This window comes from Enterobacter sp. GD03975, assembly GCF_029838645.1.
Taxonomy (GTDB): Bacteria; Pseudomonadota; Gammaproteobacteria; order Enterobacterales; family Enterobacteriaceae; genus Enterobacter; species Enterobacter quasihormaechei.
The window spans coordinates 255,422-281,449 of the sequence record NZ_JAOBZC010000003.1; the positions used below are offsets into that span (position 1 = coordinate 255,422).

Annotated in this window: 25 protein-coding genes; 16 read left to right on the plus strand and 9 right to left on the minus strand. The window is 57.9% G+C overall.

The features are described from left to right. Positions 1-4 precede the first annotated feature (4 nt). From N5C09_RS07540 to N5C09_RS07560, 5 genes are all read left to right on the plus strand, one after another. Positions 5-688: a TVP38/TMEM64 family protein gene (locus N5C09_RS07540; protein WP_279748770.1), complete on the plus strand. Its 684-nt coding sequence runs from the start codon at positions 5-7 to the stop codon at positions 686-688. 15 nt (positions 689-703) lie between these two features. Then, on the plus strand, positions 704-1,864 hold the full coding sequence (locus N5C09_RS07545) for an ABC transporter substrate-binding protein (RefSeq protein ID WP_279748872.1): 1,161 nt from the start codon (positions 704-706) through the stop codon (positions 1,862-1,864). Then, on the plus strand, positions 1,837-3,366 hold the full coding sequence (locus tag N5C09_RS07550) for an ABC transporter permease subunit (RefSeq protein WP_279748771.1): 1,530 nt from the start codon (positions 1,837-1,839) through the stop codon (positions 3,364-3,366). Before N5C09_RS07545 ends, N5C09_RS07550 begins: the two co-directional genes overlap by 28 nt. After that, positions 3,366-3,986, plus strand: coding sequence for an ATP-binding cassette domain-containing protein (locus tag N5C09_RS07555; RefSeq protein WP_112792868.1), 621 nt, complete (start codon positions 3,366-3,368; stop codon positions 3,984-3,986). The genes N5C09_RS07550 and N5C09_RS07555 overlap by 1 nt, the downstream gene beginning before the upstream one ends. A 73-nt stretch (positions 3,987-4,059) precedes the next feature. Beyond that, a complete protein-coding gene (locus N5C09_RS07560; RefSeq protein ID WP_279748772.1) occupies positions 4,060-5,367 on the plus strand; it encodes a sulfurtransferase in 1,308 nt (435 codons plus the stop codon). On the opposite strand, the gene N5C09_RS07565 is transcribed toward N5C09_RS07560, so the two are convergent. Together N5C09_RS07565 and N5C09_RS07570 are read right to left on the minus strand one after the other, a co-directional pair. Continuing rightward, positions 5,364-5,981, minus strand: coding sequence for a CDP-alcohol phosphatidyltransferase family protein (locus N5C09_RS07565; RefSeq protein ID WP_063866443.1), 618 nt, complete (start codon positions 5,979-5,981; stop codon positions 5,364-5,366). The genes N5C09_RS07560 and N5C09_RS07565 overlap by 4 nt on opposite strands. Further along, positions 5,971-6,543: a carboxymuconolactone decarboxylase family protein gene (locus tag N5C09_RS07570; protein ID WP_063866442.1), complete on the minus strand. Its 573-nt coding sequence runs from the start codon at positions 6,541-6,543 to the stop codon at positions 5,971-5,973. The genes N5C09_RS07565 and N5C09_RS07570 overlap by 11 nt, the downstream gene beginning before the upstream one ends. Before the next feature lie 75 nt (positions 6,544-6,618). On the opposite strand from N5C09_RS07570, the gene N5C09_RS07575 reads away from it, so the two are divergent. After that, positions 6,619-7,035: a pyrimidine (deoxy)nucleoside triphosphate diphosphatase gene (locus N5C09_RS07575; protein ID WP_063449009.1), complete on the plus strand. Its 417-nt coding sequence runs from the start codon at positions 6,619-6,621 to the stop codon at positions 7,033-7,035. On the opposite strand, the gene N5C09_RS07580 is transcribed toward N5C09_RS07575, so the two are convergent. Then, a complete protein-coding gene (locus N5C09_RS07580) occupies positions 6,995-7,267 on the minus strand; it encodes a YnjH family protein (RefSeq protein ID WP_279748773.1) in 273 nt (90 codons plus the stop codon). The two genes, N5C09_RS07575 and N5C09_RS07580, sit on opposite strands and share 41 nt — an antisense overlap. 225 nt (positions 7,268-7,492) lie before the next feature. Between N5C09_RS07580 and gdhA the strand changes: the two genes are divergently transcribed. Continuing rightward, positions 7,493-8,836 (plus strand): NADP-specific glutamate dehydrogenase, encoded by a 1,344-nt coding sequence (gene gdhA / locus N5C09_RS07585; protein WP_279748775.1) that lies wholly within the window; start codon positions 7,493-7,495, stop codon positions 8,834-8,836. 117 nt (positions 8,837-8,953) lie between these two features. On the opposite strand, the gene N5C09_RS07590 is transcribed toward gdhA, so the two are convergent. From N5C09_RS07590 to N5C09_RS07600, 3 genes are all read right to left on the minus strand, one after another. Further along, on the minus strand, positions 8,954-10,876 hold the full coding sequence (locus tag N5C09_RS07590; protein WP_279748776.1) for a DNA topoisomerase III: 1,923 nt from the start codon (positions 10,874-10,876) through the stop codon (positions 8,954-8,956). Between the two features lie 4 nt (positions 10,877-10,880). Next, complete coding sequence (selD, locus tag N5C09_RS07595) at positions 10,881-11,924, minus strand: selenide, water dikinase SelD (protein WP_063866437.1); 1,044 nt, start codon at positions 11,922-11,924, stop codon at positions 10,881-10,883. 116 nt (positions 11,925-12,040) lie between these two features. Continuing rightward, positions 12,041-12,592, minus strand: a complete 552-nt coding sequence (locus N5C09_RS07600; protein ID WP_279748778.1) for an NAD(P)H nitroreductase — start codon at positions 12,590-12,592, stop codon at positions 12,041-12,043. Positions 12,593-12,759: 167 nt separating this feature from the next. On the opposite strand from N5C09_RS07600, the gene sppA reads away from it, so the two are divergent. From sppA to N5C09_RS07620, 4 genes are all read left to right on the plus strand, one after another. Continuing rightward, on the plus strand, positions 12,760-14,616 hold the full coding sequence (gene sppA, locus N5C09_RS07605) for a signal peptide peptidase SppA (RefSeq protein ID WP_063866435.1): 1,857 nt from the start codon (positions 12,760-12,762) through the stop codon (positions 14,614-14,616). Positions 14,617-14,678: 62 nt separating this feature from the next. Continuing rightward, positions 14,679-15,695 carry an asparaginase gene (gene ansA, locus N5C09_RS07610; protein WP_032673734.1) on the plus strand — a complete coding sequence of 339 codons (1,017 nt, stop codon included), beginning with the start codon at positions 14,679-14,681 and terminating at the stop codon, positions 15,693-15,695. A 9-nt stretch (positions 15,696-15,704) separates the two neighbouring features. Then, positions 15,705-16,346 (plus strand): bifunctional nicotinamidase/pyrazinamidase, encoded by a 642-nt coding sequence (gene pncA / locus N5C09_RS07615; RefSeq protein WP_107535154.1) that lies wholly within the window; start codon positions 15,705-15,707, stop codon positions 16,344-16,346. A 216-nt stretch (positions 16,347-16,562) separates the two neighbouring features. Then, positions 16,563-17,816 carry a glycoside hydrolase family 18 protein gene (locus N5C09_RS07620; protein WP_279748779.1) on the plus strand — a complete coding sequence of 418 codons (1,254 nt, stop codon included), beginning with the start codon at positions 16,563-16,565 and terminating at the stop codon, positions 17,814-17,816. 51 nt (positions 17,817-17,867) lie between these two features. Here the strand turns inward: N5C09_RS07620 and N5C09_RS07625 are convergent, their stop codons facing one another. Beyond that, entirely contained in the window at positions 17,868-18,140 is a 273-nt protein-coding gene (locus N5C09_RS07625; protein ID WP_279748780.1) for a YeaC family protein, read from the minus strand. A 41-nt stretch (positions 18,141-18,181) separates the two neighbouring features. Continuing rightward, the gene (msrB, locus tag N5C09_RS07630) at positions 18,182-18,595 is read right to left on the minus strand and encodes a peptide-methionine (R)-S-oxide reductase MsrB (protein ID WP_022647790.1); all 414 of its coding nucleotides are present in this window, start codon (positions 18,593-18,595) and stop codon (positions 18,182-18,184) included. Between the two features lie 341 nt (positions 18,596-18,936). Between msrB and gapA the strand changes: the two genes are divergently transcribed. Together gapA and N5C09_RS07640 are read left to right on the plus strand one after the other, a co-directional pair. Further along, positions 18,937-19,932 carry a glyceraldehyde-3-phosphate dehydrogenase gene (gene gapA / locus N5C09_RS07635; protein WP_006809136.1) on the plus strand — a complete coding sequence of 332 codons (996 nt, stop codon included), beginning with the start codon at positions 18,937-18,939 and terminating at the stop codon, positions 19,930-19,932. 75 nt (positions 19,933-20,007) lie between these two features. After that, complete coding sequence (locus tag N5C09_RS07640; protein ID WP_279748782.1) at positions 20,008-20,898, plus strand: D-hexose-6-phosphate mutarotase; 891 nt, start codon at positions 20,008-20,010, stop codon at positions 20,896-20,898. Positions 20,899-20,947: 49 nt separating this feature from the next. Here N5C09_RS07640 and N5C09_RS07645 read toward each other — a convergent pair whose 3' ends face one another. Further along, the gene (locus tag N5C09_RS07645) at positions 20,948-21,694 is read right to left on the minus strand and encodes a MipA/OmpV family protein (RefSeq protein ID WP_063866429.1); all 747 of its coding nucleotides are present in this window, start codon (positions 21,692-21,694) and stop codon (positions 20,948-20,950) included. A 432-nt stretch (positions 21,695-22,126) separates the two neighbouring features. On the opposite strand from N5C09_RS07645, the gene yeaG reads away from it, so the two are divergent. From yeaG to N5C09_RS07660, 3 genes are all read left to right on the plus strand, one after another. Next, complete coding sequence (gene yeaG, locus N5C09_RS07650; protein WP_063449019.1) at positions 22,127-24,061, plus strand: protein kinase YeaG; 1,935 nt, start codon at positions 22,127-22,129, stop codon at positions 24,059-24,061. 68 nt (positions 24,062-24,129) lie between these two features. Then, a complete protein-coding gene (locus N5C09_RS07655) occupies positions 24,130-25,413 on the plus strand; it encodes a YeaH/YhbH family protein (RefSeq protein WP_063449020.1) in 1,284 nt (427 codons plus the stop codon). 99 nt (positions 25,414-25,512) lie between these two features. Next, entirely contained in the window at positions 25,513-26,013 is a 501-nt protein-coding gene (locus N5C09_RS07660) for a YbaK/prolyl-tRNA synthetase associated domain-containing protein (RefSeq protein WP_279748785.1), read from the plus strand. Positions 26,014-26,028 lie beyond the last annotated feature (15 nt).

The following is a 26,028-nucleotide window of genomic DNA, read 5'->3' on the forward strand; positions in this document are numbered from 1 at the left end:
CTCAGTGAACAGTAAAAAAATCATTCTCCTGTGCGCCCTTCTGGGCGCATTTGTTTTGATCGTTGTTTTGCTGCCTCCGGGCGTCCTCTCCCTCGACGCGTTAAAAATGCATCATCAAACGTTGCTTAATCGTGTGGAGCAAGCGCCCCTTCAGAGCGCGCTGCTCTATTTTGCGGTTTACGTTCTGGTCTCCGCGCTGTCGATCCCCGGAGCCGCGCTTCTGACGCTGCTCGGCGGGGCGCTTTTCAGCCTGTGGGAGGCGACGCTTTTGGTCTCATTTGCCTCGACGCTCGGCGCCACGCTTGCCATGCTCGTCAGCCGTTATCTGCTGCGGGACTGGGTGCAACGACGCTTTGCTGCACAAATGAACACGATCGATGCGGGGATGGATCGCGATGGCGCGCGCTACCTTTTTGCCCTGCGCCTGATGCCGTTGTTTCCATTCTTTCTGGTCAATCTGCTGATGGGCCTTACCCGACTTAAGGTGCGTCACTACTGGTGGGTGAGCCAGCTTGCCATGCTGCCTGCCACCGTCATCTACCTGAACGCCGGGCGCGAACTGGGGAAACTCACCTCGCTGCGCGATATTCTGTCGCCGGGATTGCTGTTCGCCTTTACACTACTGGGGTTATTACCGCTGGCTACGCGCCGGCTGTTTTCCCGATACACCCCTTCGATTAAAAAGTGAGGCATTATGCGCCGGGTGCGTTTTTGCGCGTTTCTGACGGGTCTGCTGCTGGCAACGCCCGTCTTTGCTGCCCAGAGCTGGCAATCCATTCAACAGCAGGCCAGCGGGCAGACCGTCTGGTTTAACGCCTGGGGCGGCGATGAGGCCGTTAACCGCTACCTCGACTGGGTGAGCGGCGAAGTGAAAACGCACTACGCCATCAACCTGAAGATCGTTCACCTGGCCGATGCCGCCGACGCGGTGAAGCGGATCCAGACGGAACAGGCCGCAGGACGCAGCCGTAACGGGTCGGTGGATCTGCTCTGGGTAAACGGTGAAAACTTCCGCACGCTGAAAGAGGCGAACCTGCTGCTCACCGGCTGGGCGCAAACCCTGCCCAACTGGCGTTATGTCGATACCCGCAAGCCGGTGACCGAAGATTTTGCCCTTCCTACCGAGGGCGCAGAATCCCCCTGGGGCGGCGCGCAGCTAACCTTTATTGCCCGGAAATCGAGCATGCCGACGCCACCGGCAGATCCCCGCGCGCTGCTGGTTTACGCTCAGCAACACCCCGGTAAGGTGAGCTATCCGCGCCCTCCTGATTTCACCGGCACCGCGTTTCTTGAGCAGCTACTGCTGGCGTTGACCACCCATCCGGAGGCGTTGAAAAAGGCGCCGGATAATACCTTTGCGCAGGTTACCGCGCCGCTGTGGCGCTATCTTGATACGCTGCATCCCCTGCTGTGGCGTGAAGGGAACGATTTTCCTCCCTCGCCTGCGCGCATGGATACGCTGCTGGCCAGCGGTAGCCTGAACCTGTCGCTGACGTTCAATCCGGCCCACGCGCAGCAAAAGGTGGCGAGCGGTGAACTGCCTGCCGACAGCTTCAGCTTCGGCTTTAGCCGGGGCATGATTGGCAACGTGCATTTTGTCGCTATCCCGGCAAATGCGAGCGCGAGCGCGGGTGCAAAAGTGGTGGCGAATTTCCTGCTGTCACCCCAGGCGCAGATCCGCAAAGCCGATCCTACCGTCTGGGGTGACCCGAGCGTGCTGGACGGCGAAAAACTGCCTGCGACAGCGGCAAAACAGCTTCGCGCCTTTACCCCTTCGGACACCCCAGATGTGCTTCCCGAACCGCACGCCGCCTGGGTGAACGCCCTGGAGCAGGAATGGCTTCGCCGCTACGGAACCCGCTAAGCGGGCTGGTGTGGGTAGCAATGGCGGTGATCTATCTGCCGCTGCTTCCCGCCAGCGGCATGCTGCTGGCTCCGGCGTTCTCTTTCGCCAACTGGGCGGCGCTGTTTGCCGACCCACAGCTGCCGCAGGCGCTGGCCGCCACGCTGGTGTCAGCGCTGATCGCGACGCTGGGTTCGCTGATTATCGCCCTGAGCCTCCTTGCGCTTCTCTGGCCGGGTGAAGGCTGGCAGCGCCTGAGCGCCCGCCTGCCGTGGCTGTTAGCTGTGCCGCACGTCGCCTTCGCCACCAGTGCGCTGCTGCTGTTTGCGGAAGGCGGTCAGTTTTACCGGCTCTGTACATTCTGTTCGCCGCAGCTGGACCGCTACGGTATCGGGCTTGGCCTGACGCTGGCGGTCAAAGAGAGTGCGTTCGTTCTGTGGGCGATCTACGCCGCGCTGCCTGAAAAGCGCCTCGCCCAGCAGAAAATCGTGCTGCATACCTTCGGCTATGGGCGGATGCAGGCGCTCGGCTGGCTCATCCTTCCGGCCATCGCCCCGGCGCTGGGCGCCGTGATGCTGGCGGTGCTGGCCTGGTCGCTTTCCGCGGTGGATGTGGCCATTGTGCTCGGGCCGGGCAACCCGCCGACGCTGGCGGTACTGGCCTGGCAGTGGCTCACCCAGGGCGATGCGCAGCAGCACACCAAGGGAACGCTGCTGTGTCTGGTGTTACTCCTGCTGCTGACCACGCTGGCGGCCGCAGGTTACGGTCTCTGGACGGCATGGCGACGCGCCGGGCCGGACACCTCCGGGATCCGTCGTCCTTCGCATTTCGTGCTGCCCGCACGTACGCTGGGCGCGCTACTGCCGCTGTGCGGCGTGCTCTGCGCGCTTGTTCTGCTGTTGCTGGCACGCCGGGACGACGTCGGCCCCGTCAGCGACAGCCTTTCGCTGGGACTGCAGTCGAGCCTGATAGCGCTGGCAATCATCCTGCTCTGGCTTGAGTGGGGGCCGCCGCGCGGCGCGGTGTGGATCTGGCTGCCGCTTGCCCTCCCGGCGCTGCCGCTCGTGTCCGGGCAGTATGCCGTTGCGCTGTGGCTGGGCATTGACGGCGAGTACGCTGCGGTGCTCTGGAGCCATATGCTCTGGGTCATCCCGTGGATGCTGCTGGTGCTGCAACCGGCCTGGCGCAGGATCGATCCCCGTCTGATCCTGACCGCCAGAACGCTGGGCTGGCGACGGGCGAAAATTTTCTGGCGCGTAAAATGCCCATTGATGGTTCGCCCGGCGCTGCTGGCCTTTGCAGCCGGCTTTTCCGTGAGCATGGCTCAGTACATGCCTACCCTCTGGCTGGGGGCGGGCCGTCTCACCACCCTGACGACGGAGGCCGTCGCCCTCAGCAGCGGCGGCAGCGTGCCCGTTCTGGCTAACCGGGCGCTGGGTCTGCTGCTGTTGACCAGCAGCGTCTTTGCCCTTGCCGCGCTGCTCTCCCGCCTCGTAGGCCGTTACAGACAAGGATTACGTTGATGCTGAACGTGAAAAATCTCACCATTTCGCCGCTCTTTCATGAGGTCAACTTCCGCGTCCCGGCGGGCGAAATCGTCACGCTGATGGGGCCATCCGGCAGCGGGAAATCGACCCTTTTCGCCTGGATGGTAGGCGCGTTATCCGCTGATTTTAAGGCGCACGGCGAGCTGTGGCTGAACGATCGTCGCTGCGATCTGCTTCCCGTGGAAACGCGCGGGATCGGCATTCTCTTTCAGGATGCCCTGCTGTTTGACGCCTTCAGCGTGGGGCAAAACCTGATGCTGGCGCTGCCGGCACACGTTGCCGGGCGCGCCCGGCGCGAGGCGGTCGAGCAGGCCCTGGACACTGCCGGGCTGGCAAACCACTACGCCAGCGATCCGGCTACCCTTTCCGGCGGCGAGCGCGCCCGGGTGAGCCTGTTGCGCGCCCTCCTCGCCCAGCCGCAGGCATTGCTGCTCGACGAGCCGTTCAGTCGTCTGGATAAAGCGCTGCGCGCCTCATTCCGCGCATGGGTATTTGAGATCGCTCGTCAGCGCAGGATCCCGGTGGTGCTGGTCACCCACGATGAGGAAGATATTCCGCCCGGCGGGAAGGTGATTGAGATTTCTCGCTGGCAATAATGTGCTAACGCAATGTTTTTGGCCTCAGGAGCGACGACAATGCCATCCTCTTTTAATGACGTCAGGTTTTTCGATGAAACGTGTTTCTCAACTGACCGCGCTGGCTCTGATCTGCGGCCTCGCCTCACTTTCCTCCTCGGCGGCTGATATGCCCCACTCCCTCACGCTGGCCCAGCTACAGGCGCAGAACGGCGCGGTAATCGATACGCGTATCAGTGCGTTCTATAACGGCTGGCCGCAGACCCTGAGCGGAACGTCCGGGCACGAGCCCGCCGCGCTTAATCTCTCTGCCCGCTGGCTTGGGGCAATGAGCGATGAACAGCTCAGCGGCTGGGCAAAACAGCACCGGCTAACGCCAGACGTGCCGGTGGCGCTCTATGGCAACGATGACGACAACCAGACCGTCAAAACGCGGCTGGAAAAAGCGGGCCTTACCCGCGTTTCCATCCTGAGCGATGCCCTGCAACAGGCTGACCGTCTGCAACGGCTGGCGCATTTCGAACAGCTGGTTTATCCGCAGTGGATCCACCGGTTGCAGCAGAGTAAACCGATTACCGCCGCGCCGGCGGGCGACTGGAAGGTGATTGAGGCTGGCTGGGGTGCGCCGAAGCTTTATCTCCTGAGCCACATTCCCGGCGCGGGCTACATTGACACCAACGAAGTGGAAAGCGAGCCGCTGTGGAATAAGGTCTCTGACGAGAAGCTGAAAGCGATGCTGGCGAAGCACGGGATCCGTCACGATACCACCGTCATTCTGTACGGTCGCGACGTGTATGCCGCCGCGCGCGTAGCGCAGATCATGCTCTACGCGGGCGTGAAGGATGTGCGTATTCTGGACGGCGGCTGGAAGGCATGGTCAGACGCCAGCCTGCCCGTTGAGCGCGGAACGCCTGAGAACTTGAAGCCAGCCCCTGATTTTGGCGCGCCGATCCCGGGTCAACCCCAGCTGATGGTGGATATGGAACAGGCCCGGGGAATGCTGCACCGTCAGGATGCATCCCTGGTGAGCATTCGTTCCTGGCCGGAGTTTATCGGTGAAACCAGCGGCTACAGCTATATCAAGCCAAAAGGTGACATTGCCGGCGCGCGCTGGGGCCATGCGGGCAGCGACGCGACCCACATGGAAGATTTCCACAATCCGGACGGCACCATGCGCAGCGCCGATGACATCGCCGCCATGTGGAAGACGTGGAATATCCTGCCGGAGCAGCACGTCGCGTTTTACTGCGGCACCGGCTGGCGCGCGTCTGAAGCCTTCATGTACGCCCGCGCCATGGGCTGGAAGCACGTGGCCGTCTACGACGGCGGGTGGTACGAATGGAGCAGTCATCCGCAGAACCCGGTCTCCACCGGCGCGCGCGGCCCGGAGCGTACACGCTAGCGGGGCAGTGACTTCAGCGTCACGTAACCGCTCCAGATGCGCGTTGTGGTGGTCAGCCAGCACAACGCGCCAAACGCCCAGGCAAACAGCGTGAAGTGTGCGGGAAACAGGCAGCACAGCACAAACAGCGCGATGGTCTCCGTTCCTTCCGTTAACCCTCCGAGATAATAAAACGACTTGTGCGCGTAGCCGGGGTTGTCGATATCATGTTTCCCCGCCAGCGCGGCAAAGGCCAGAAAGCTGCTGCCCGTACCGATAAACGCGAACAGCAGCCAGGCGGCGGCAATCGCATTTTCAGCCGGTGCGGCCAGCGCGAAGCCAAACGGCACCAGGGCATAAAACAGGAAGTCGAGGGCGATATCAAGAAACCCTCCCGCATCCGTCAGGCCACGGCGACGCGCCAGCGCGCCGTCCAGCCCGTCCAGCAGCCGGTTCAGCACAATGGCGACCAGCGCCGCCGGATACCAGCCCAGCGCCAGAAACGGTAACGCCAGCACGCCGATGGCAAACCCGGCGAGCGTCAACCCGTCAGGCGTGATAAACGGTTTATCCAGCGCGGCAGCCAGCTGATTCAGTCCGGGCTTCAGCCGGGGGTGCAGATGTTTATCCAGCATGCGGTTTACCTTTAAACGTGGCGCACAGCCCCTGCGCCGGAATATCCAGTGCGGCATTAAAGCGGGCGGAAAGGTTCTGAAAAGCAATCAGGGCCGTCATTTCGGTGATGGTCTCTTCCGTAAAGTGGCGCTTTAGCTGGCTTTTGATATTTTCATCCACCCGAGGCGGCGTGGCGGTGACCGCCTCCGCAAAGGCCAGCGCCGCGCGCTCCTCTTCGCTAAACAGGGTGGAATGGTGCCAGTCGCTGACGGCCTGCACTTTATCCAGCGCCCCGCTCCGCTCGGCCAGACGCAGGCTGTTGGCATCGATACAAAAAGCGCAGTGGCAGATCTGCGAAACCCGCGTCATCAGCAGCGAACGCAGCACCGGCGTCAATCGCGCCCGGCGCCGCTCCAGATAGCCAACAAACAGCGCCACCAGCCAGAAAAGACGCGGCATGCGCCCCCACCAGCGGGTAGGGTTAAGCACCGCACCGAAGTGTTTTTTCTGCATCGCGGCAATGGGCTTGAGGCTGACGGGAAGGGATTCAATGGGGGCAACCCAGGCGGATGTCTCTTTCACCTGTTTCTCCTGATGACTGGACTCTTTGAAAGGGCACGATAATATGTCGTTTTTCGCTATTAATTATTGACGAACATGCTGAAAACACTCGATGTTGTTGCGGCCATCCTTGAAAAAGAGGGCAAGATTTTACTGGCACAGCGCCCTGCCCATGCGGATCAGCCAGGAATGTGGGAATTTGCCGGCGGCAAGGTTGAAGCCGGTGAGACCCAGCCCCAAGCGCTGATCCGCGAACTGCGTGAAGAGCTCGGCATTGAGGCCGTGCCCGCGCAGTATGTGGCAAGCCACCGACGGGAAGTGTCGCAGCGGCTGATCCACCTCCACGCCTGGCATGTGCCGGAATTTAGCGGCGAGCTAAAGGCGCACTACCACTCGGCGCTGGTGTGGTGCACGCCAGAAGACGCTTTCAGCTATGAGTTAGCGCCGGCGGATATTCCGCTGCTGGAAGCGTTTATTCTTTTACGCGACGCCAGACCAGCGGGTTCGTACTGAGGGTGCGTTCATCGCGCTGGCACTGCAACAGTACGCCATCCGCCATGACCACCGCCCCTTCTGAATAGTTTTGATCCTGATAAATACAGCACTGACTGCACGGCTGCGCGCGCTGGCCGCCGGCGCTAAAGACCTCTGGCGGCACGTTCACCTCAACATCCGGTCGAAAGCGGTCAGCCTGCGCCCCGGCGGAAAACATCAAGCACAACGCGGCCATTGCGTAACGGTTCATAGACTTTCTTTCCTTTGCATCGTTTATATCTATAACGGTAGATCGCGACGGGATCTTTAATTTATCTCGTCATCGCTTTTGGTTATGACGCGCGCCTCGTCATTAATTTCCCTTTCGGCCTAAATTTCTGCTTGCCTCTCAAAGCGGTGCGGGTGGTATAGTCAAAAAAACAACACATAACATCTACGCCACGCGCATAAATTATTATAAGAGGTTCTTATATCTATGGATCAGACACGCTCTCTGGAAAGCTTCCTTGCCCATGTTCAGCAGCGCGACCCGCACCAAAGCGAGTTCGCCCAGGCCGTTCGTGAAGTGATGACCACCCTGTGGCCCTTCCTTGAAGAAAACCCGCGCTACCGCCAGATGGCGCTGCTTGAACGTCTGGTGGAGCCGGAGCGCGTGATCCAGTTCCGCGTAGCATGGGTGGACGATCGCAATCAGGTGCAGGTCAACCGCGCGTGGCGCGTGCAGTTTAACTCCGCCATTGGGCCGTTTAAGGGCGGGATGCGCTTCCATCCGTCGGTGAACCTGTCGATTCTGAAATTCCTCGGCTTCGAGCAGACCTTTAAAAACGCGCTCACTACCCTGCCGATGGGCGGTGGCAAAGGCGGGAGTGATTTCGATCCAAAAAGCAAAAGCGAAGGCGAAGTGATGCGCTTCTGTCAGGCGCTGGTTACTGAGCTCTATCGTCACCTTGGGCCAGATACCGACGTCCCTGCCGGCGATATTGGCGTGGGCGGACGTGAAGTGGGCTTTATGGCCGGGATGATGAAAAAACTCTCCAACAACAGCGCCTGCGTCTTTACCGGCAAAGGGCTGTCGTTTGGCGGCAGCCTGATTCGCCCCGAAGCGACGGGTTATGGTCTGGTCTATTTCACCGAAGCGATGCTTAAGCGTCACGGCCTGAGCTTCGAGGGGATGCGCGTGGCGGTCTCCGGCTCCGGCAACGTGGCGCAGTACGCTATTGAGAAAGCGATGGCGTTTGGCGCGCGCGTGGTAACCGCATCCGACTCCAGCGGTACGGTGGTGGATGAAGCCGGCTTTACGGCAGAAAAACTGGCGCGCCTGTGCGAAATCAAAGCCAGCCGCGACGGGCGCGTGGCGGACTATGCCCGCGAGTTTGGCCTGACCTACCTGGAAGGCAAGCAGCCGTGGGGCGTGCCGGTGGATATCGCCCTGCCGTGCGCGACGCAAAACGAGCTGGACGTGGACGCCGCCCGTACGCTGATTAGCAACGGCGTGAAGGCGGTAGCGGAGGGGGCAAACATGCCCACCACCATTGAAGCGACCGATCTGTTCCTCGAAGCAGGCGTGCTGTTTGCTCCGGGCAAGGCGGCGAACGCGGGCGGCGTGGCAACGTCCGGCCTGGAAATGGCACAAAACGCCGCGAGAATGGGCTGGAAGGCAGAGAAAGTGGATGCCCGACTGCACCACATTATGCTGGATATTCACCATGCCTGCGTGGAGTACGGCGGCGAGGCGTCACAGACCAACTACGTGCGCGGCGCCAACATCGCCGGGTTCGTGAAGGTGGCAGATGCGATGATCGGGCAGGGTGTGATTTAACGTTTCGCTGCGATCTCGCCCTGTAGGCCCGGTAAGCGTCAGCGCCACCGGGCTTTTTTTCAGGGCCGCAGAGCCGCTTTTCGCCGGGTGACGGCTGCGCCTTACCCGGCCTACGGTTTAAGCAGCTGTATTTTTGGCCGCGCTCTTTTTCTTTTTGAACGGTTTCTTCGCCCCGCCACTGGGTGCAACCATCCCTCTGAAGCGCTTCACCGGCGTGCTGCGCGCTTGGTCAATCAGCTGGTAAAGCGTGCCCACCAGCGGCTGCATAAAGTCCTGATAACGACACTGCTTTTCGCTGATTTGCGTCAGCACCGACTCCCAGTGCGCCGTCATATCCGGCCTTGCGGCCAGCTCCGGCAGGGAGTGGATGAGCGCCCGGCCCGGCTCCGTTGAGTGGATATAGCGCCCTTTTTTTTCCAGAAAACCGCGCTTGAACAGCAATTCGATGATCCCCGCTCGGGTTGCCTCCGTGCCCAGACCGTCGGTGGCGCGGAGGATCTTCTTCAGATCTTTATCCTGCACAAAACGGGCGATCCCGGTCATCGCCGAAAGCAGCGTGGCGTCGGTGAAGTGGCGCGGCGGCTGGGTCTGACGTTCAACCACTTCGCCCTTCTCGCACAGCAGTTCGTCACCTTTCGCCACCACCGGCAGCGGCGTGCCGTCATTCTCCTCGTCGCGCTCTTTGTTGCCGAGCAACGTGCGCCAACCCGCTTCCGCGAGGAAACGCGCTTTCGCAATAAATTTGCCTTTGGCAATCTCCAGCTCGATCGTGCACTTGCGGAACACCGCGTCCGGGCAGAACTGCATCAGGTACTGACGCGCGATCAGGTTATAGACCTTTGCTTCGTTGTCGCTAAGGTTGACGCTGCTGGCGCGCGCCGTCGGGATAATCGCATGGTGGGCATCGACTTTTTTATCGTCCCAGCAGCGGTTATGGGTATCCGGGTTAACCGCTGGCTGAGGCAGCAGATCCGGCGCATGGACGCCAATGGCGTTCATCACCGAATGGCGGCCAGCGAAGTGCTCTTCCGGCAGATAGCGGCTGTCCGAACGCGGGTAGGTGATCAGCTTGTGGGTCTCGTAAAGCTTCTGGCAGATATCGAGCACGTTCTGCGCGCTCAGGCCAAACTTTTTCGCGGCCTCAATCTGCAATGCCGACAGGGAAAACGGCAGCGGTGCAGGCTCTGATTCCCGTTTATCGTTATAGCTGGTGACGATTGCGGGCTGGCCAGTAATGCGGTTGACCACGTGCTCCGCCAGCGGACGATGCAGCAGCCGCCCCTCTTCGTCCTGATACGACTCACAGGCGTCGCTCGGCTGCCAGACGGCGGTAAAACGCTCGTCTTTCGGCGTGACGATATGCGCTTTGACTTCAAAGAAATCCTTGGCGACGAAATTTTCGATCTCTTCGTCACGACGCACCACCAGCCCCAGCACCGGAGTTTGCACGCGGCCCACGGAGAGCACGCCCTGATAGCCCGCATTGCGACCGAGGATGGTGTAGGCGCGGGTCATGTTGATCCCGTACAGCCAGTCCGCGCGGGCACGGGCCAGCGCGGAGACACACAGGGGGATAAATTCGCTGTTGGCGCGCAGGCGCGAAATCGCGCGCTCCACCGCCTGCGGGTTGAGGTCGTTGATCAGGCAGCGCTGCACCTGCTGACGCTTCTCCGGCGCCAGCTCCAGGTAGTCCAGCACTTCGTCTACCAGCAACTGCCCTTCCCTGTCCGGGTCACCCGCATGCACCACCTCCGTCGCCTCATGCAGGAAGCGCTTGATGACGTTAAGCTGTTTAGTGACGGAAGGACGAGGTTGCAGACGCCACTTTTCCGGCACGATCGGCAGATCGTTGAGATTCCAGCGGGCATAGCGGCTGTCGTAGACATCCGGCTGCGCCTGTTCAAGCAGGTGACCGATACACCATGTGACCACCTGCCCGTTACCGCATTCGATAAAGCCGTCGCCTTTGCGATGCGGCTTAGGCAGCACGTCGGCGATGGCACGGGCCAGGCTCGGCTTTTCGGCAATAAACAACCTCATCGAATTAACGGATCTCAATCATCGGGCGGCCACCGCGGGCGGTCACCAGCTCGCCAATGGCCGTCAGGGTGATGCCAAACTCGGCGGCCGTCGCCTGAACGTCAGCTTCCGCTTCCGGCGTCACCGCCAGCAGCAGGCCGCCGGAGGTTTGCGGATCGCACAGCAGGTTGCGCCACGCTTCCGGCATTTCGCCCATCAGGTGGCCGTAGCTGGCGAAGTTGCGCTGCGTCCCGCCCGGAACGGCGCCCTGAGCAATGTACTCTTCCACGCCCGGCAGCTTCGGCACGTCCTGATACCAGACCTGCGCCTGCACGCCCGCCCCCTGACACACTTCTGAGAGGTGCCCCAGCAGGCCAAAACCGGTCACGTCGGTCATTGCCTTCACGCCGTCAATACTGGCGAAAGCCGCACCCGCGAGGTTCATCTGGCACATGACCTCCGTCGCAAGCCCGACGTGTTCAGGCTTAAGCAGCGATTTTTTCTCTGCGGTGGTGAGAACGCCAATGCCCAGCGGCTTGGTGAGGAACAGCTTGCAGCCCGCCTGCGCGGTGCTGTTGCGCTTCACGCGTTCGGTCGGCACCACGCCGGTGACGGCCAGGCCGAAGATCGGCTCCGGCGCATCAATGGAGTGGCCGCCAGCCAGCGCAATTCCCGCCTGCTGGCAGGCGAAGCGCCCGCCTTCGATCACATCACGGGCAATCTCTGGCGCAAGGGTGTTGACGGGCCAGCCCAGAATGGCGATCGCCATAATCGGCTTGCCGCCCATCGCAAAGATATCGCTGATGGCGTTGGTGGCCGCAATGCGCCCAAAGTCGAACGGGTTGTCGACGATCGGCATAAAGAAATCAGTGGTGCTGATAATGCTGGTGCCGTTACCTAAGTCATAAACCGCTGCATCGTCACGCGTTTCGTTACCGACAAGCAGGTTCGGGTCGACAAACTTCGCCTGTTCACTGTGCAGAATGGTCTCCAGCACTTTCGGGGAAATTTTACAACCGCAACCGGCTCCGTGGCTGTACTGCGTTAAACGAATGGTTTGCTCGCTCATGGACGTCTCCTGTCATCTCAATCGCGCTATGGTAGCGCTCATTCCATAAAGAGGTAAGTATGACTGTCTGAATTCTGCGGCGGATGCTCAGAATCCAGACAGTTTAGCGCGTGTGGTTAAAAACGGCTGACGAAAGGCGTGGTGTCCGGCACGCTAATGGTGCTGGAGGCTTTAAGCTGAGGAGTGCCGAGGTAGAGGAAGCCGACAATTTTGTCGTGTTCACCGCAGGAGAAGCCTTCCCGCACGGCGGCGCTTCCGGTCAGCGGGCCGGTACGCCAGATGCCGTTAAAGCCCTGAGCGAGGGCGGCCATCTGCATTGCCATTACCGCGCAACCGGCGGACATCTCCTGCTCCCAGACCGGCACCTTATGGTCAGGCTGGCATTTTGCCACGACGGCAATAATCATCGGGGCGCGGAACGGCGCGTTGCGGGCTTTTTCAATCCCCTTCTCATCCTGGCCTGCGGCAATAGCTCCCTGTTCCAGCAGCTGGCTGAAGCGGTCACGCCCTTCGCCTTCAATAATAAAGAAGTGCCACGGCTGCAATGTGCCGTGGTCCGGCGCACGCATTCCGGCACGCAGAATGTTTTCCAGCTGCTCGCCGACGGGTGCCGGTTCGGCCAGGCGGGAAGCGCTACGACGGTTAACAAGCAGTTCAAGTGCGTCCATTGGTTAACTCCTTTCGTGAAATTTACCCACAAAATTAACACGACAGCAGAATTTGTTACAGCGCGGCAGGCGATTCCTGCTGACAAGTGGCGGTTGGGTCATTACGATAACCGCACATTACCGTCCCGTGGCGACGGAAACAGTCCTTTTCTGGTTAGGGAGAATACATGCGAACCCTTTGGCGAATCTTTGCCGGTTTCTTTAAATGGACGTGGCGACTGCTCAACTTCGTCCGCAACCTGGTGATGAATATCTTCTTCATCTTCCTGGTCCTGGTCTGCGTGGGCATCTGGATGCATATCAGCAGCACCAGCCAGGCGCAGAATTCAACGCGCGGCGCGCTGCTGCTCGACATCACCGGGGTGATTGTCGATAAGCCGTCTACCAGCAACCGTCTGGGCGTGATTGGCCGCCAGCTTTTTGGCGCAACGTCAGACCGTCTTCAGGAAAACTCCCTGTTTGATATCGTTGACATCATCCGTCAGGCTAAAGACGACCGTAACATTACGGGTATCGTGCTGGACCTGAAAGATTTTGCCGGGGCCGATCAGCCGTCAATGCAGTACATCGGTAAAGCGCTGCGCGAATTCCGCGACAGCGGGAAGCCGGTCATTGCCGTTGGCGACAGCTACACCCAGGGGCAATATTATCTGGCGAGCTTTGCCAATAAAATCTGGCTTTCGCCGCAGGGCACGGTCGATCTTCATGGCTTCGCCACTAACGGTCTGTACTATAAAACGCTGCTCGACAAGCTGAAGGTCACCACCCACGTCTTCCGCGTCGGGACTTATAAATCCGCCGTGGAGCCGTTCATCCGCGATGATATGTCCCCTGCGGCCCGTGAAGCGGACAGCCGCTGGATTGGCGAGCTGTGGCAGAACTACCTCGGCACCATTGCCGCTAACCGTCAAATGACCGCTGAGCAGGTCTTCCCGGGCGCGCGCGGTGTACTGGACGGACTGCGCAAGGTGGACGGCGATACGGCGAAATACGCGCTTGATAACAAACTGGTCGATCGGCTGGGCTCCAGCGCTGAAATTGAAAAAGCGCTGACCAAACAGTTCGGCTGGAGTAAAGAGGACAAAAACTACAGCGCCATCAGCATGTATGACTACGCCGCGAAAAAACCGGACGACAGCGGCGACAGCGTTGCCGTGGTGTTTGCCAACGGCGCCATTATGGACGGTGAGGAAACCCCGGGTAACGTCGGCGGTGATACCACCGCGTCGCAGATCCGCGATGCTCGCCTGGATCCGAAAGTGAAAGCGATTGTACTGCGCGTCAACAGCCCAGGCGGCAGCGTCAGCGCCTCCGAGGTGATCCGCGCTGAGCTGGCCGCCGCGCGCGCCGCGGGCAAGCCGGTCGTCGTATCCATGGGCGGCATGGCGGCTTCCGGGGGTTACTGGATCTCGACGCCGGCTAACTACATTGTGGCGAACCCAAGCACGCTGACGGGTTCAATCGGCATCTTCGGGGTGATCAACACCGTAGAGAACAGCCTGGATTATCTCGGCGTTCATACCGACGGCGTTTCCACCTCGCCGCTGGCGGATGTGTCCGTGACGAAATCTCTGCCGCCTGAGGTGTCTGAGATGATGCAGCTCAGCATTGAGAGTGGCTATAAGCGCTTCATCACGCTGGTGGCGGATTCCCGTAAAAAGACGCCAGACCAGATTGACCAGATCGCGCAGGGCCACGTCTGGACCGGCCAGGATGCGAAGAGCAACGGTCTGGTAGACAGCCTGGGTGACTTCGATGACGCCGTGAAGAAAGCGGCGGAACTGGCGAAGCTGAAGCAGTGGCACGTGGACTATTATCAGGACGAACCGACGTTCTTCGATATGGTTATGGACAGCATGTCCGGCTCCGTCCGCGCCATGCTGCCGGAAGCGCTTCAGGCGTATCTGCCGGCGCCGGTGGCGACTGCGGCTAAAGCCATGAAAGCGGAGAGCGATAAGCTCGCGGCCTTCAACGATCCGCAAAGCCGTTACGCGTTTTGCCTGACGTGTGCGAACGTGCGTTAAAAACCGTCCCCTCTTCCCGTGAAGAGGGGATTTTTTCTTTTGAAGAACAAGAACTCACTACCATGCAGAAGAAATCAATTTATGTCGCCTATACCGGCGGTACCATCGGTATGCAGCGCTCGGAAAATGGCTATATCCCGGTTTCCGGTCACTTGCAGCGCCAGCTGGCGCTGATGCCCGAATTCCACCGTCCGGAAATGCCGGACTTCACCATCCACGAGTATGAGCCGCTGATGGACTCCTCCGACATGACGCCGGAAGACTGGCAGCATATCGCGGACGATATTAAAGCCCATTACGACCAGTATGACGGCTTCGTGATCCTGCACGGCACCGACACCATGGCGTTCACCGCCTCGGCGCTCTCCTTTATGCTGGAGAACCTGAGCAAGCCCGTCATCGTGACCGGCTCGCAGATCCCGCTGGCGGAACTGCGTTCGGACGGGCAGATCAACCTGCTTAACTCCCTGTACGTGGCCGCTAATTACCCGATCAACGAAGTGTCGCTGTTCTTCAACAACCGGCTGTACCGCGGGAACCGTACCACTAAAGCGCACGCCGATGGTTTTGACGCTTTTGCCTCGCCTAACCTGCAACCGCTGCTGGAAGCGGGGATCCACATCCGTCGTCTGGGCACGCCGCCTGCGCCAAACACCGCAGGCGAGCTGATTGTTCACCCGATTACCCCGCAGCCGATTGGCGTGGTGACGATTTATCCTGGCATCTCCGCCGACGTGGTGCGCAACTTCCTGCGCCAGCCGGTGAAGGCGCTGATCCTGCGCTCCTATGGTGTGGGTAACGCTCCGCAGAACGGTGAGTTCCTGAAAGAGCTTCAGGAGGCGAGCGATCGCGGGATTGTGGTGGTCAACCTCACCCAGTGCATGTCCGGCAAGGTCAACATGGGCGGCTACGCCACCGGTAATGCCCTGGCGCACGCGGGCGTGATCAGCGGATTCGATATGACCGTTGAGGCAACGCTGACTAAACTTCACTATTTACTGAGTCAGGATCTGGATATTGATTCCATTCGCCGCGCCATGATGCAAAACCTGCGCGGCGAACTGACGCCGGACGAATAAGGAGTTCCCATGAAGCAACGCGCCCTGTTACTGGTCGATTTGCAAAATGATTTCTGTGCGGGCGGCGCGCTGGCCGTCGCGGAAGGCGACAGCACCGTAGACGTCGCCAATTCGCTGATTGCGTGGTGTAAGGCTCGCGGTGAAGCGGTCGTGGCGAGTCAGGACTGGCATCCGGCAAACCACGGCAGCTTTGCCAGCCAGCACAATGTTGAGCCTTATAGCCAGGGCGAGCTGGACGGGCTGGCGCAAACCTTCTGGCCCGATCACTGCGTACAGCAGACGGAAGGCGCCGAGCTGCATCCGCTGCTGAACCAGAAGGCGATCGACGCCGTGTTTCACAAGGGCGAAAACCCGACAATCGACAGCTACAGCGCTTTTTTCGATAACGGCCACCGCCAGAAAACGGCGCTGGACGCGTGGTTACGCCATCATGAGATCACCGAGCTGATTGTGCTGGGTCTGGCAACGGATTACTGCGTGAAGTTTACGGTGCTGGACGCGCTCCAGTTGGGCTATACCGTGAATGTCATCACCGACGGCTGTCGTGGGGTGAATATTCAGCCGCAGGACAGCGCCCAGGCGTTTATGGATATGGCGGCGGAAGGCGCAACGCTGTATACGCTGGCCGACTGGCTGGAGACGCAGGCGTAAGCTTTTTTAGCCGGGTGGCGGCTTCGCCTTACCCGGCCTACTTTCTCTGGTTTTGTAGGCCGGGTAAGCGCAGCGCCACCCGGCATTTCTCCCCCAATCTCCATAAAGTGAACTCCCTCGCATCACAGGCGAAGCGGCAATGCTATCCTCTTCAGGCTGTTTTTTCGCCACGCCTTTTTCTGTGGCGTGGTTATTTTTAGTCAAAGAGGATCTTATATGAAACGTTTGCCCTTGCTGGCAGCATTACCCTTGCTTTGCGCGTCGGTTGCTTACGCCGCGCCCCTGATGTCCGTGGGCTACTTCAATGGCGGTGGCGATGTGACCGCCGGACCGGGTGGCGATATCAATAAACTCGACGTTCGCCAGATCACCCACCTGAACTACTCGTTTGGTCTGGTCTATAACAACGAGAAAGACGAAACCAACGCCGCGCTGAAAGATCCGGCGAAGCTGCATCAAATCTGGTTATCTCCGAAAGTGGCGTCCGACCTGGCGTTAATTCCTCAGCTTCGTAAACAAAACCCGAACCTGAAAGTCCTGCTGTCCGTGGGCGGCTGGGGAGCGCGCGGTTTTTCTGGCGCAGCGGCAACCCAGGAGAGCCGCGCGGTGTTTATTCGCTCCGCGCAGGAGATCGTCAATAAATACGGCCTGGACGGGATCGATCTCGACTGGGAATTCCCGGTCAACGGCGCGTGGGGGCTGGTCGAGAGTAACCCTGCCGACAGGGATAATTTCACCGCGCTGTTAAAAGAGCTGCGTGACGCGTTTGGTCAGAAGAAGCTGGTCACGATTGCGGTGGGCGCGAATGCGGAAAGTCCGAAAAGCTGGGTGGATGTGAAGGCCATTGCCCCCCTGCTCGACTACATCAACCTGATGACCTACGACATGGCGTACGGGACGCAGTATTTCAACGCCAATCTGTATGACTCCAGCGCCTGGCCAACGGTGGCCGAGGCCGATAAATACAGCGTCGATTTTGTGGTCAATAACTACCTGGCCGCCGGGCTTAAGCCGCAGCAGATGAACCTCGGGATCGGTTTTTACGGTCGCGTACCGAAGCGCGCCGTTGAACCGGGCATCGACTGGAGCAAACCGGACGCGCAAAACAATCCGGTGACCCAGCCCTACTTCGGTCCGCAGGAAATTGGCCTGTTTAAATCGCTTGGCTACGATCTGACCAAAGATACCTATGTGAAATACAATGATATCGTCAGCAAGCTGTTGAACGATCCGCAGAAACGCTTTACCGAGCACTGGGACGATCGGGCGAAGGTGCCGTGGCTGTCGGTAAAATCCGCCGACGGGAAGGCGCTGTTTGCGATCTCCTATGAAAACCCGCGTTCCGTGGCGATCAAAGCGGATTACATCAAGGAGAAAGGTCTCGCAGGCGCCATGTTCTGGGAGTATGGCGCGGATGACAATAACCAGTTAGCGAAGCAGCTGGCGGAGTCGCTCGGGATCCCGCACTAAAGTGTAGTGTGCCGGGTAGCGGCTTCGCCTTACCCGGCTTTACGGAGAGCGTTACCTGAACGTCGCGATGGGCTTTGGCGTAATGCCAAACTCTTCTTTCAGCTCGCGCTTGCTCTTCATCACCATCTGGCCTTGCGTGTCGATGGTCATGTGCTGTGCGTCGGTATTGTTACGCGCCTGCCACAGCATCACCAGCTGCAAGCTGTTCTCTTTTTGCTCCGGGGTCAGCGCCACGCCGTCCGGCCATTTTCCCAGCTCAACGGCTGTCACCAGACGCTGATACACCTCCGGGGTCATGCCTGCAATCATGTCATCAATATTCACGATCTCTCCCTTTCAAAGGAATAATTTGCTGAATCGTTTTTTCAACCTTTGGTCTGGTCGCCGTTTTCGTCATCGGTAAAGCTCATTGACGCCGAATTGACGCAGAAACGCTCCCCCGTCGGCTGCGGGCCGTCCGGAAAAACGTGCCCGAGATGGGCGTCACAGTTTCCGCAACGAATTTCGGTACGCACCATGCCGTGCGAGGAGTCCGTCAGGTAGCGGATCGCATCGTCGCTGACAGGCTCGTAAAAGCTCGGCCAGCCGCAGCCAGAATCATACTTAGTCTGGGAGTTAAACAGCGGTGCATCACACACCAGGCAATGGTAGACGCCTTCCCGCTTATTGTGCAGCAGACGCCCGGTAAACGGCGGTTCTGTGCCGTGATTTTGCGTCACGTAAAACTGCATCTCTGTCAGGTTTTTTTTCAGATCGTCGGGGTTATGTTGGTTCGACATATGCTTACATCTCGCTGTTGAAACAGACATCTTTTAACCCAGATTCTAACAAAACATTAACACCCGCGCGTGCACTTTTGTTCTAAACTTATGTGTCGCGAAAAGGCGGTCGGGCAATTGTGATCAGTTTCACATTTTAATCCTGTGAGGCCTTTAAAATTCCGGGCGCAGCCCCCATGTGGTTGCTAGCTCAAAGGGAAAGTGAGGCGAGTCAGTCGCACAAACGTTAGTCACAGGATTGATTTGTCGCAATGATTGACACGATTCCGCTTGACGCTGCGTAAGGTTTTTGTAATTTTACAGGCAACCTTTTATTCACTAACAAATAGCTGGTGGAATATATGACTATCAAAGTAGGTATCAACGGTTTTGGCCGTATCGGCCGTATTGTTTTCCGTGCTGCTCAGAAACGTTCTGACATCGAAATCGTTGGTATCAACGATCTCCTGGACGCTGAATACATGGCGTACATGCTGAAGTACGACTCAACTCACGGTCGTTTCGACGGCACCGTTGAAGTGAAAGACGGCCACCTGGTTGTTAACGGCAAAACCATCCGCGTTACTGCTGAGAAAGACCCAGCTAACCTGAAATGGAACGAAATCGGTGTTGACGTTGTAGCTGAAGCGACCGGTATCTTCCTGACCGACGAAACTGCACGTAAACACATCACTGCGGGCGCGAAGAAAGTTGTTCTGACTGGTCCATCCAAAGACAACACCCCAATGTTCGTTCGTGGTGCAAACTTCGAAACTTACGCTGGCCAGGACATCGTTTCCAACGCATCCTGCACCACCAACTGCCTGGCACCGCTGGCTAAAGTTATCAACGACAACTTCGGCATCATCGAAGGTCTGATGACTACCGTTCACGCTACCACCGCTACTCAGAAAACCGTTGATGGCCCGTCTCACAAAGACTGGCGCGGCGGCCGTGGCGCGGCTCAGAACATCATCCCATCTTCTACCGGTGCTGCTAAAGCAGTAGGTAAAGTACTGCCAGAACTGAATGGCAAACTGACTGGTATGGCGTTCCGCGTTCCAACTCCTAACGTATCCGTTGTTGACCTGACCGTTCGTCTGGAAAAAGCTGCTTCTTACGAAGAAATTAAGAAAGCAATCAAAGCTGCTTCCGAAGGCCCAATGAAAGGCGTTCTGGGTTACACCGAAGACGACGTTGTATCTACCGATTTCAACGGCGAAGTGTGCACTTCCGTGTTCGATGCTAAAGCAGGTATCGCACTGAACGACAACTTCGTGAAACTGGTTTCCTGGTACGACAACGAAACTGGCTACTCTAACAAAGTACTGGACCTGATCGCTCACATCTCCAAATAAGTTGAGATGAGTGCTTGATCTTAAAAGGCGACTTCGGTCGCCTTTTTTATTGTTTTTTAGACAGAGGATTGCTTAATGATTAATAAAATTTTTGCACTTCCGGTAGTCGAACAACTTACCCCTGTGCTCTCGCGCCGTCAGATTGACGGTGCCGATCTCATCGTCGTCGATCATCCGCGCGTTAAAGCCTCCGTAGCGCTCAATGGCGCCCACCTGCTCTCCTGGAAACCAGAAGGCGAAGAAGAAGGCCTGTGGCTGAGCGATGCCACCTCGTTCAAAAAAGGGGCGGCGATCCGTGGCGGCGTACCGATCTGCTGGCCATGGTTTGGCCCGTCAGCGCAGCAGGGTTTACCGTCTCACGGTTTCGCCCGTAACCAGCAGTGGACGCTGAAGGCGCATAACGAAGATGATAACGGCGCGGTGTTGACCTTTGAGCTCCAGGCGAACGATGAAACACGCGCCCTGTGGCCACACGAGTTCACTCTGTATGCCCGCTTCAAGCTGGGTCAAACCTGCGAAATTGAGCTGGAAGCGCACGGCGAATTCGAAACCACTTCCGCGCTGCACACCTATTTCAACGTAGGCGACATCCAGGCCGTTAAGGTGAGCGGACTGGGCGATACCTTCATCGACAAAGTGGATAACGCGAAAGAAGGCAAACTGGACGATGGCGTGCAGAGCTTCCCGGATCGTACCGACCGCGTTTACCTGCACCCGGAAGCTTGTAGCGTGATCCACGACAGCGCGCTGAACCGCGGTATTGAAGTGGTTCACCACCACCACAGCAACGTGGTCGGCTGGAACCCGGGCCCGGCCCTTTCCGTCAGCATGGCGGACATCCCGGACGACGGTTACAAAACCTTCGTGTGTGTGGAAACCGCGTGTGTGACTGCGCCGCAGAAAACCAGCGAAGAAAAACCGTCCCGCTTAGGCCAGACGATCAAGATTGTGAAACGTCAGGCATAACAAAAACAAACGGGGCGCAAGCGCCCCGTTTTAATAGATAACGTTCAAATCAGAACTTGTAGGTCACACCTACGGAGAAGATGCCGGACCAGGACTTGTCGACCATCGGGCTGTCCTTCACTTCGTCGCTCAGACGGATATAACGGCCAGTACCGTACACGTTCCAGTCGCCGAGGAAGTTATAGGAGGCGGTGAGTTCCAGGTACGGATCCCAGCCATCATCAGCGCTGTAGCTATTCAGACCACTGCGGCGAGACTCAGCCTTAGACACGCCATAGTAGTAGTCATTGTAATTCTCGCTGCTGTACTGCACACCGATACCCGGCGTCAGGGTCACCGCGCCGTTGGTATAGCGATAAAGCCACGCCAGATCCCAGATGAAGCCGTTGCTGTTGTCCAGGGTATCGCCCGCCAGCGCCGTGCGCAGGAAGCCATACTGGGTGTTATGCACGTATGAAAGCCCCGCCATCAGCGAGCTTCTGCGCTTGTCCAGCTGACGAAGCGCATTGCTGTCGCTGTCGCCTGGTTTAAAGTGCGTTGGATCGTAATAGGCCATGATGGAGAGCTTATCGGCCGTATCGTTCCACAGATAGTAGCCGCCGCCCAATCCACGGAACCAGAAGTTATCGCCTTCATAGGTGACAACGGGGACAGGATAAACGTCGCGGTCATACTGCTTGTACGGGCTGTTGATCACGCCAGCACCCGCGCCAACAGTCCACTGGCTCTCAGCCTGTACGGTGCTTGCTGCGGTCGCGGCAAGGATGCCCAATGCCAGAAGTTTGAGTTTGGTCACAATCCATTCTTTCCTGTAGTCAAATAATCAGCGGGTGAAGTGTAACCGCCATTCCCGTACATCCCAAAATTTTTTGCGCGCTAATCCGTTTGATTAACCCGTTATTTTTCATTTTTCAGATGACAACCCGCTTTCATTTATGTGAACGCTAAATGAAAAACCCCCTTTTCGCTTATAACCACAGTGGAAATTTTTGGATGAGTTATTGATATGTCATTGAAAGTAGATTTTATGCGTATGCAAGTTTTGCAATTGCCATCTACGCTTTAATTTAAGAAGAGGTTTTGCTGAACACCCTGCGGTTCATAGCCTTCGACCTGGCACACAGGTTGCTGCTCTGGAGGTGAGGTGCGAAAAATTCTCTTCCGGGAGCCTCCACTACTCATACGAACGGCTCTTATCCTGTGCTAAAAAACGAAAGGACGGCATGCCATGAATATATTCGATCACTATCGCCAGCGCTACGAAGCTGCCAAGGACGAAGAGTTCACACTGCAGGAGTTTCTTACCATTTGTCGGCAAGATCGCAGTGCCTATGCCAATGCGGCAGAACGGCTATTGATGGCTATCGGTGAGCCAAACATGGTCGATACAGCCCTGGAGCCACGGCTTTCCCGTCTATTTTCGAATCGGGTGGTCGCCCGATACCCGGCGTTTGAAGAGTTCTACGGCATGGAAGACGCCATCGAGCAGATCGTCTCCTACCTGAAGCATGCCGCTCAGGGGCTGGAAGAGAAGAAGCAAATCCTTTATCTGCTGGGTCCTGTCGGCGGGGGTAAATCCTCCCTGGCTGAACGGCTGAAGGCGCTGATGCAGCGCGTGCCGATCTACGTCCTGAGCGCCAACGGCGAGCGCAGCCCGGTGAATGACCATCCGCTGTGCCTGTTTAACCCTCAGGAGGATGCGCAGATTCTGGATAAAGAGTTTGGCATTCCGCACCGCTATCTCGGCACCATCATGTCGCCGTGGGCGGCAAAACGTCTGCATGAGTTTGGCGGGGATATCACCAAATTCCGCGTCGTGAAGGTCTGGCCATCCATTCTTGAGCAGATCGCCATCGCCAAAACCGAGCCCGGTGACGAGAACAACCAGGATATCTCGGCGCTGGTAGGTAAAGTTGATATCCGTAAGCTGGAACATCACGCGCAAAACGATCCGGATGCCTACGGTTATTCCGGTGCGCTGTGCCGTGCCAACCAGGGGATTATGGAATTTGTCGAGATGTTTAAAGCACCGATTAAAGTGCTGCATCCGCTGCTGACCGCCACGCAGGAAGGCAACTACAACGGGACGGAAGGTATCTCCGCCCTGCCGTTTAACGGGATTATCCTCGCTCACTCGAACGAATCTGAGTGGGTAACCTTCCGTAACAACAAAAATAATGAGGCGTTCCTTGACCGAGTCTACATCGTCAAAGTGCCTTATTGCCTGCGGATCTCCGAAGAGATCAAGATTTATGAAAAACTGCTCAACCACAGTGAGCTAATGCATGCCCCTTGCGCGCCGGGAACCCTGGAAACGCTGTCGCGCTTCTCGATCCTGTCGCGCCTGAAAGAGCCGGAAAACTCCAGCATCTACTCGAAAATGCGCGTGTATGATGGGGAAAGCCTGAAGGATACCGACCCGAAAGCGAAATCGTACCAGGAATATCGCGATTACGCCGGGGTCGACGAAGGGATGAACGGCCTGTCGACGCGTTTTGCGTTTAAGATCCTCTCCCGGGTCTTCAACTTCGACCACGCGGAAGTGGCCGCTAACCCGGTCCATCTGTTCTACGTACTGGAACAGCAAATTGAACGCGAGCAGTTCCCGCAGGAGCAGGCTGAACGCTACCTGGAGTTCCTGAAAGGCTACCTGATCCCGAAATACGCCGAGTTCATTGGCAAAGAGATCCAGACCGCCTACCTGGAATCCTATTCCGAATACGGCCAGAACATCTTTGACCGCTACGTTACTTACGCTGACTTCTGGATCCAGGATCAGGAGTACCGCGACCCGGACACCGGCCAGCTGTTTGACCGTGAGTCCCTGAACGCGGAGCTGGAAAAAATCGAGAAGCCGGCCGGGATCAGCAACCCGAAAGACTTCCGAAACGAGATTGTGAACTTCGTGCTGCGCGCCAGAGCGCATAACAACGGCCGCAATCCAAACTGGACCAGCTACGAAAAACTGCGCACGGTTATCGAGAAGAAAATGTTCTCCAACACGGAAGAGCTGTTGCCAGTCATCTCGTTTAACGCCAAAACCTCCACCGACGAGCAGAAAAAGCACGACGATTTTGTCGACCGTATGATGGAGAAAGGCTATACCCGCAAACAGGTCCGCCTGCTCTGCGAATGGTATCTGCGCGTGCGCAAATCGTCTTAACACAAGTGCCCGGCAGCGCCTTTGCTGACCGGGCCGCTGAAAGTTGGCAAATGCAGTACGGGGGATATATGACCTGGTTTATTGACCGGCGTCTTAACGGCAAAAACAAGAGCACGGTGAATCGCCAGCGCTTCTTGCGCCGTTATAAATCGCAAATTAAACAGTCGATCTCCGAGGCCATCAACAAACGCTCGGTGACCGACGTCGACAGCGGCGAATCCGTCTCCATCCCCAACGATGACATCAGCGAACCGATGTTTCATCAGGGGCGTGGCGGCCTTCGCCATCGCGTGCACCCAGGAAATGACCACTTCGTCCAGAATGACAGAATCGAGCGGCCACAAGGCGGAGGGGGCGGTTCTGGCAGCGGTCAGGGACAAGCCAGCCAGGACGGTGAAGGCCAGGATGAGTTTGTCTTCCAGATATCTAAAGACGAGTATCTCGACCTGCTGTTCGAAGATCTGGCTCTGCCGAATCTGAAAAAGAATCAGCACCGCCAGCTCAATGAATATAAAACCCATCGCGCGGGCTATACCGCAAACGGCGTGCCCGCCAACATCAGCGTCGTGCGTTCCCTGCAAAACTCGCTGGCGCGACGTACGGCGATGACGGCGGGTAAACGGCGCGAACTGCGCGAGCTGGAAACCAGCCTGAAGGTGGTTGAAAACACGGAACCGGCGCAGCTGCTGGAAGAGGAGCGCCTGCGTAAAGAGATTGCCGAACTGCGGGCGAAGATCGACCGGGTACCGTTTATCGACACCTTTGACCTGCGCTACAAGAACTACGAAAAACGTCCGGAGCCGTCCAGCCAGGCGGTGATGTTCTGCCTGATGGACGTATCAGGCTCGATGGATCAGGCGACGAAGGATATGGCTAAGCGTTTTTATATTCTGCTCTATCTGTTCCTGAGCAGAACCTATAAGAACGTGGAGGTGGTCTACATTCGCCATCATACTCAGGCAAAAGAGGTGGATGAACATGAGTTCTTCTACTCGCAGGAGACCGGTGGCACCATCGTGTCGAGCGCCCTGAAGCTGATGGATGAGGTGGTGAAGGAGCGCTACGATCCGGCGCAGTGGAACATCTATGCCGCGCAGGCATCGGATGGTGATAACTGGGCGGATGACTCGCCGCTGTGTCATGAAATTCTGGCGAAGAAGATCCTGCCGGTGGTGCGTTACTACAGCTACATTGAAATTACCCGTCGTGCCCACCAGACGCTGTGGCGTGAATATGAGCATCTGCAAGCGATGTTCGATAACTTCGCGATGCAGCACATTCGTGACCAGGATGACATCTATCCGGTTTTCCGGGAACTGTTCCAGAAGCAATCGTCCACCAGCAATGCATGACCCAACAGCCAGCGCTCCCGCTGGCTGTTTTCTTTCAGCCCTCTCCGTCCCGTGCTAAGGTAGCAAGCTGCGTATTGGCAAATCACAGGTGAATTCATTATGTCTGGTGACGTGACTGGGACGACGACCCATCAGCAGCTAATCAGCTTATTAACCGAACAGGGTGCGCGCTTTCGCGTGATGGAGCATGAGGCCGTTGGAAAATGCGAAGCGGTCAGTGAAATTCGCGGGACCGATATCCGACAGGGTGCAAAAGCGCTGGTCTGCAAGGTAAAAGGCAACGGCGTAAAGAAACATATTCTGGCTATCCTCGCCGCCGATCGTCAGGCCGATCTGAGCCTGCTTGCCCGCCATTTCGGTGGGCTGAAGGCCTCTCTCGCCAGTCCGGCGGAAGTTGATGCCCTTACCGGCTGCGTTTTCGGCGCCATTCCCCCGTTCAGCTTTCATTCGGATTTGACGCTGGTCGCCGATCCGCTGCTGTTTGAGCGTTTCGACGAGATCGCCTTCAACGCTGGCCTGCTGGAAAAGTCGGTGATTATGGATACCCAAGACTATCTGCGCATCGCCCGTCCTGAGCTTGTGACCTTCCGGAAACAATAAATACAGAGGCTGGCT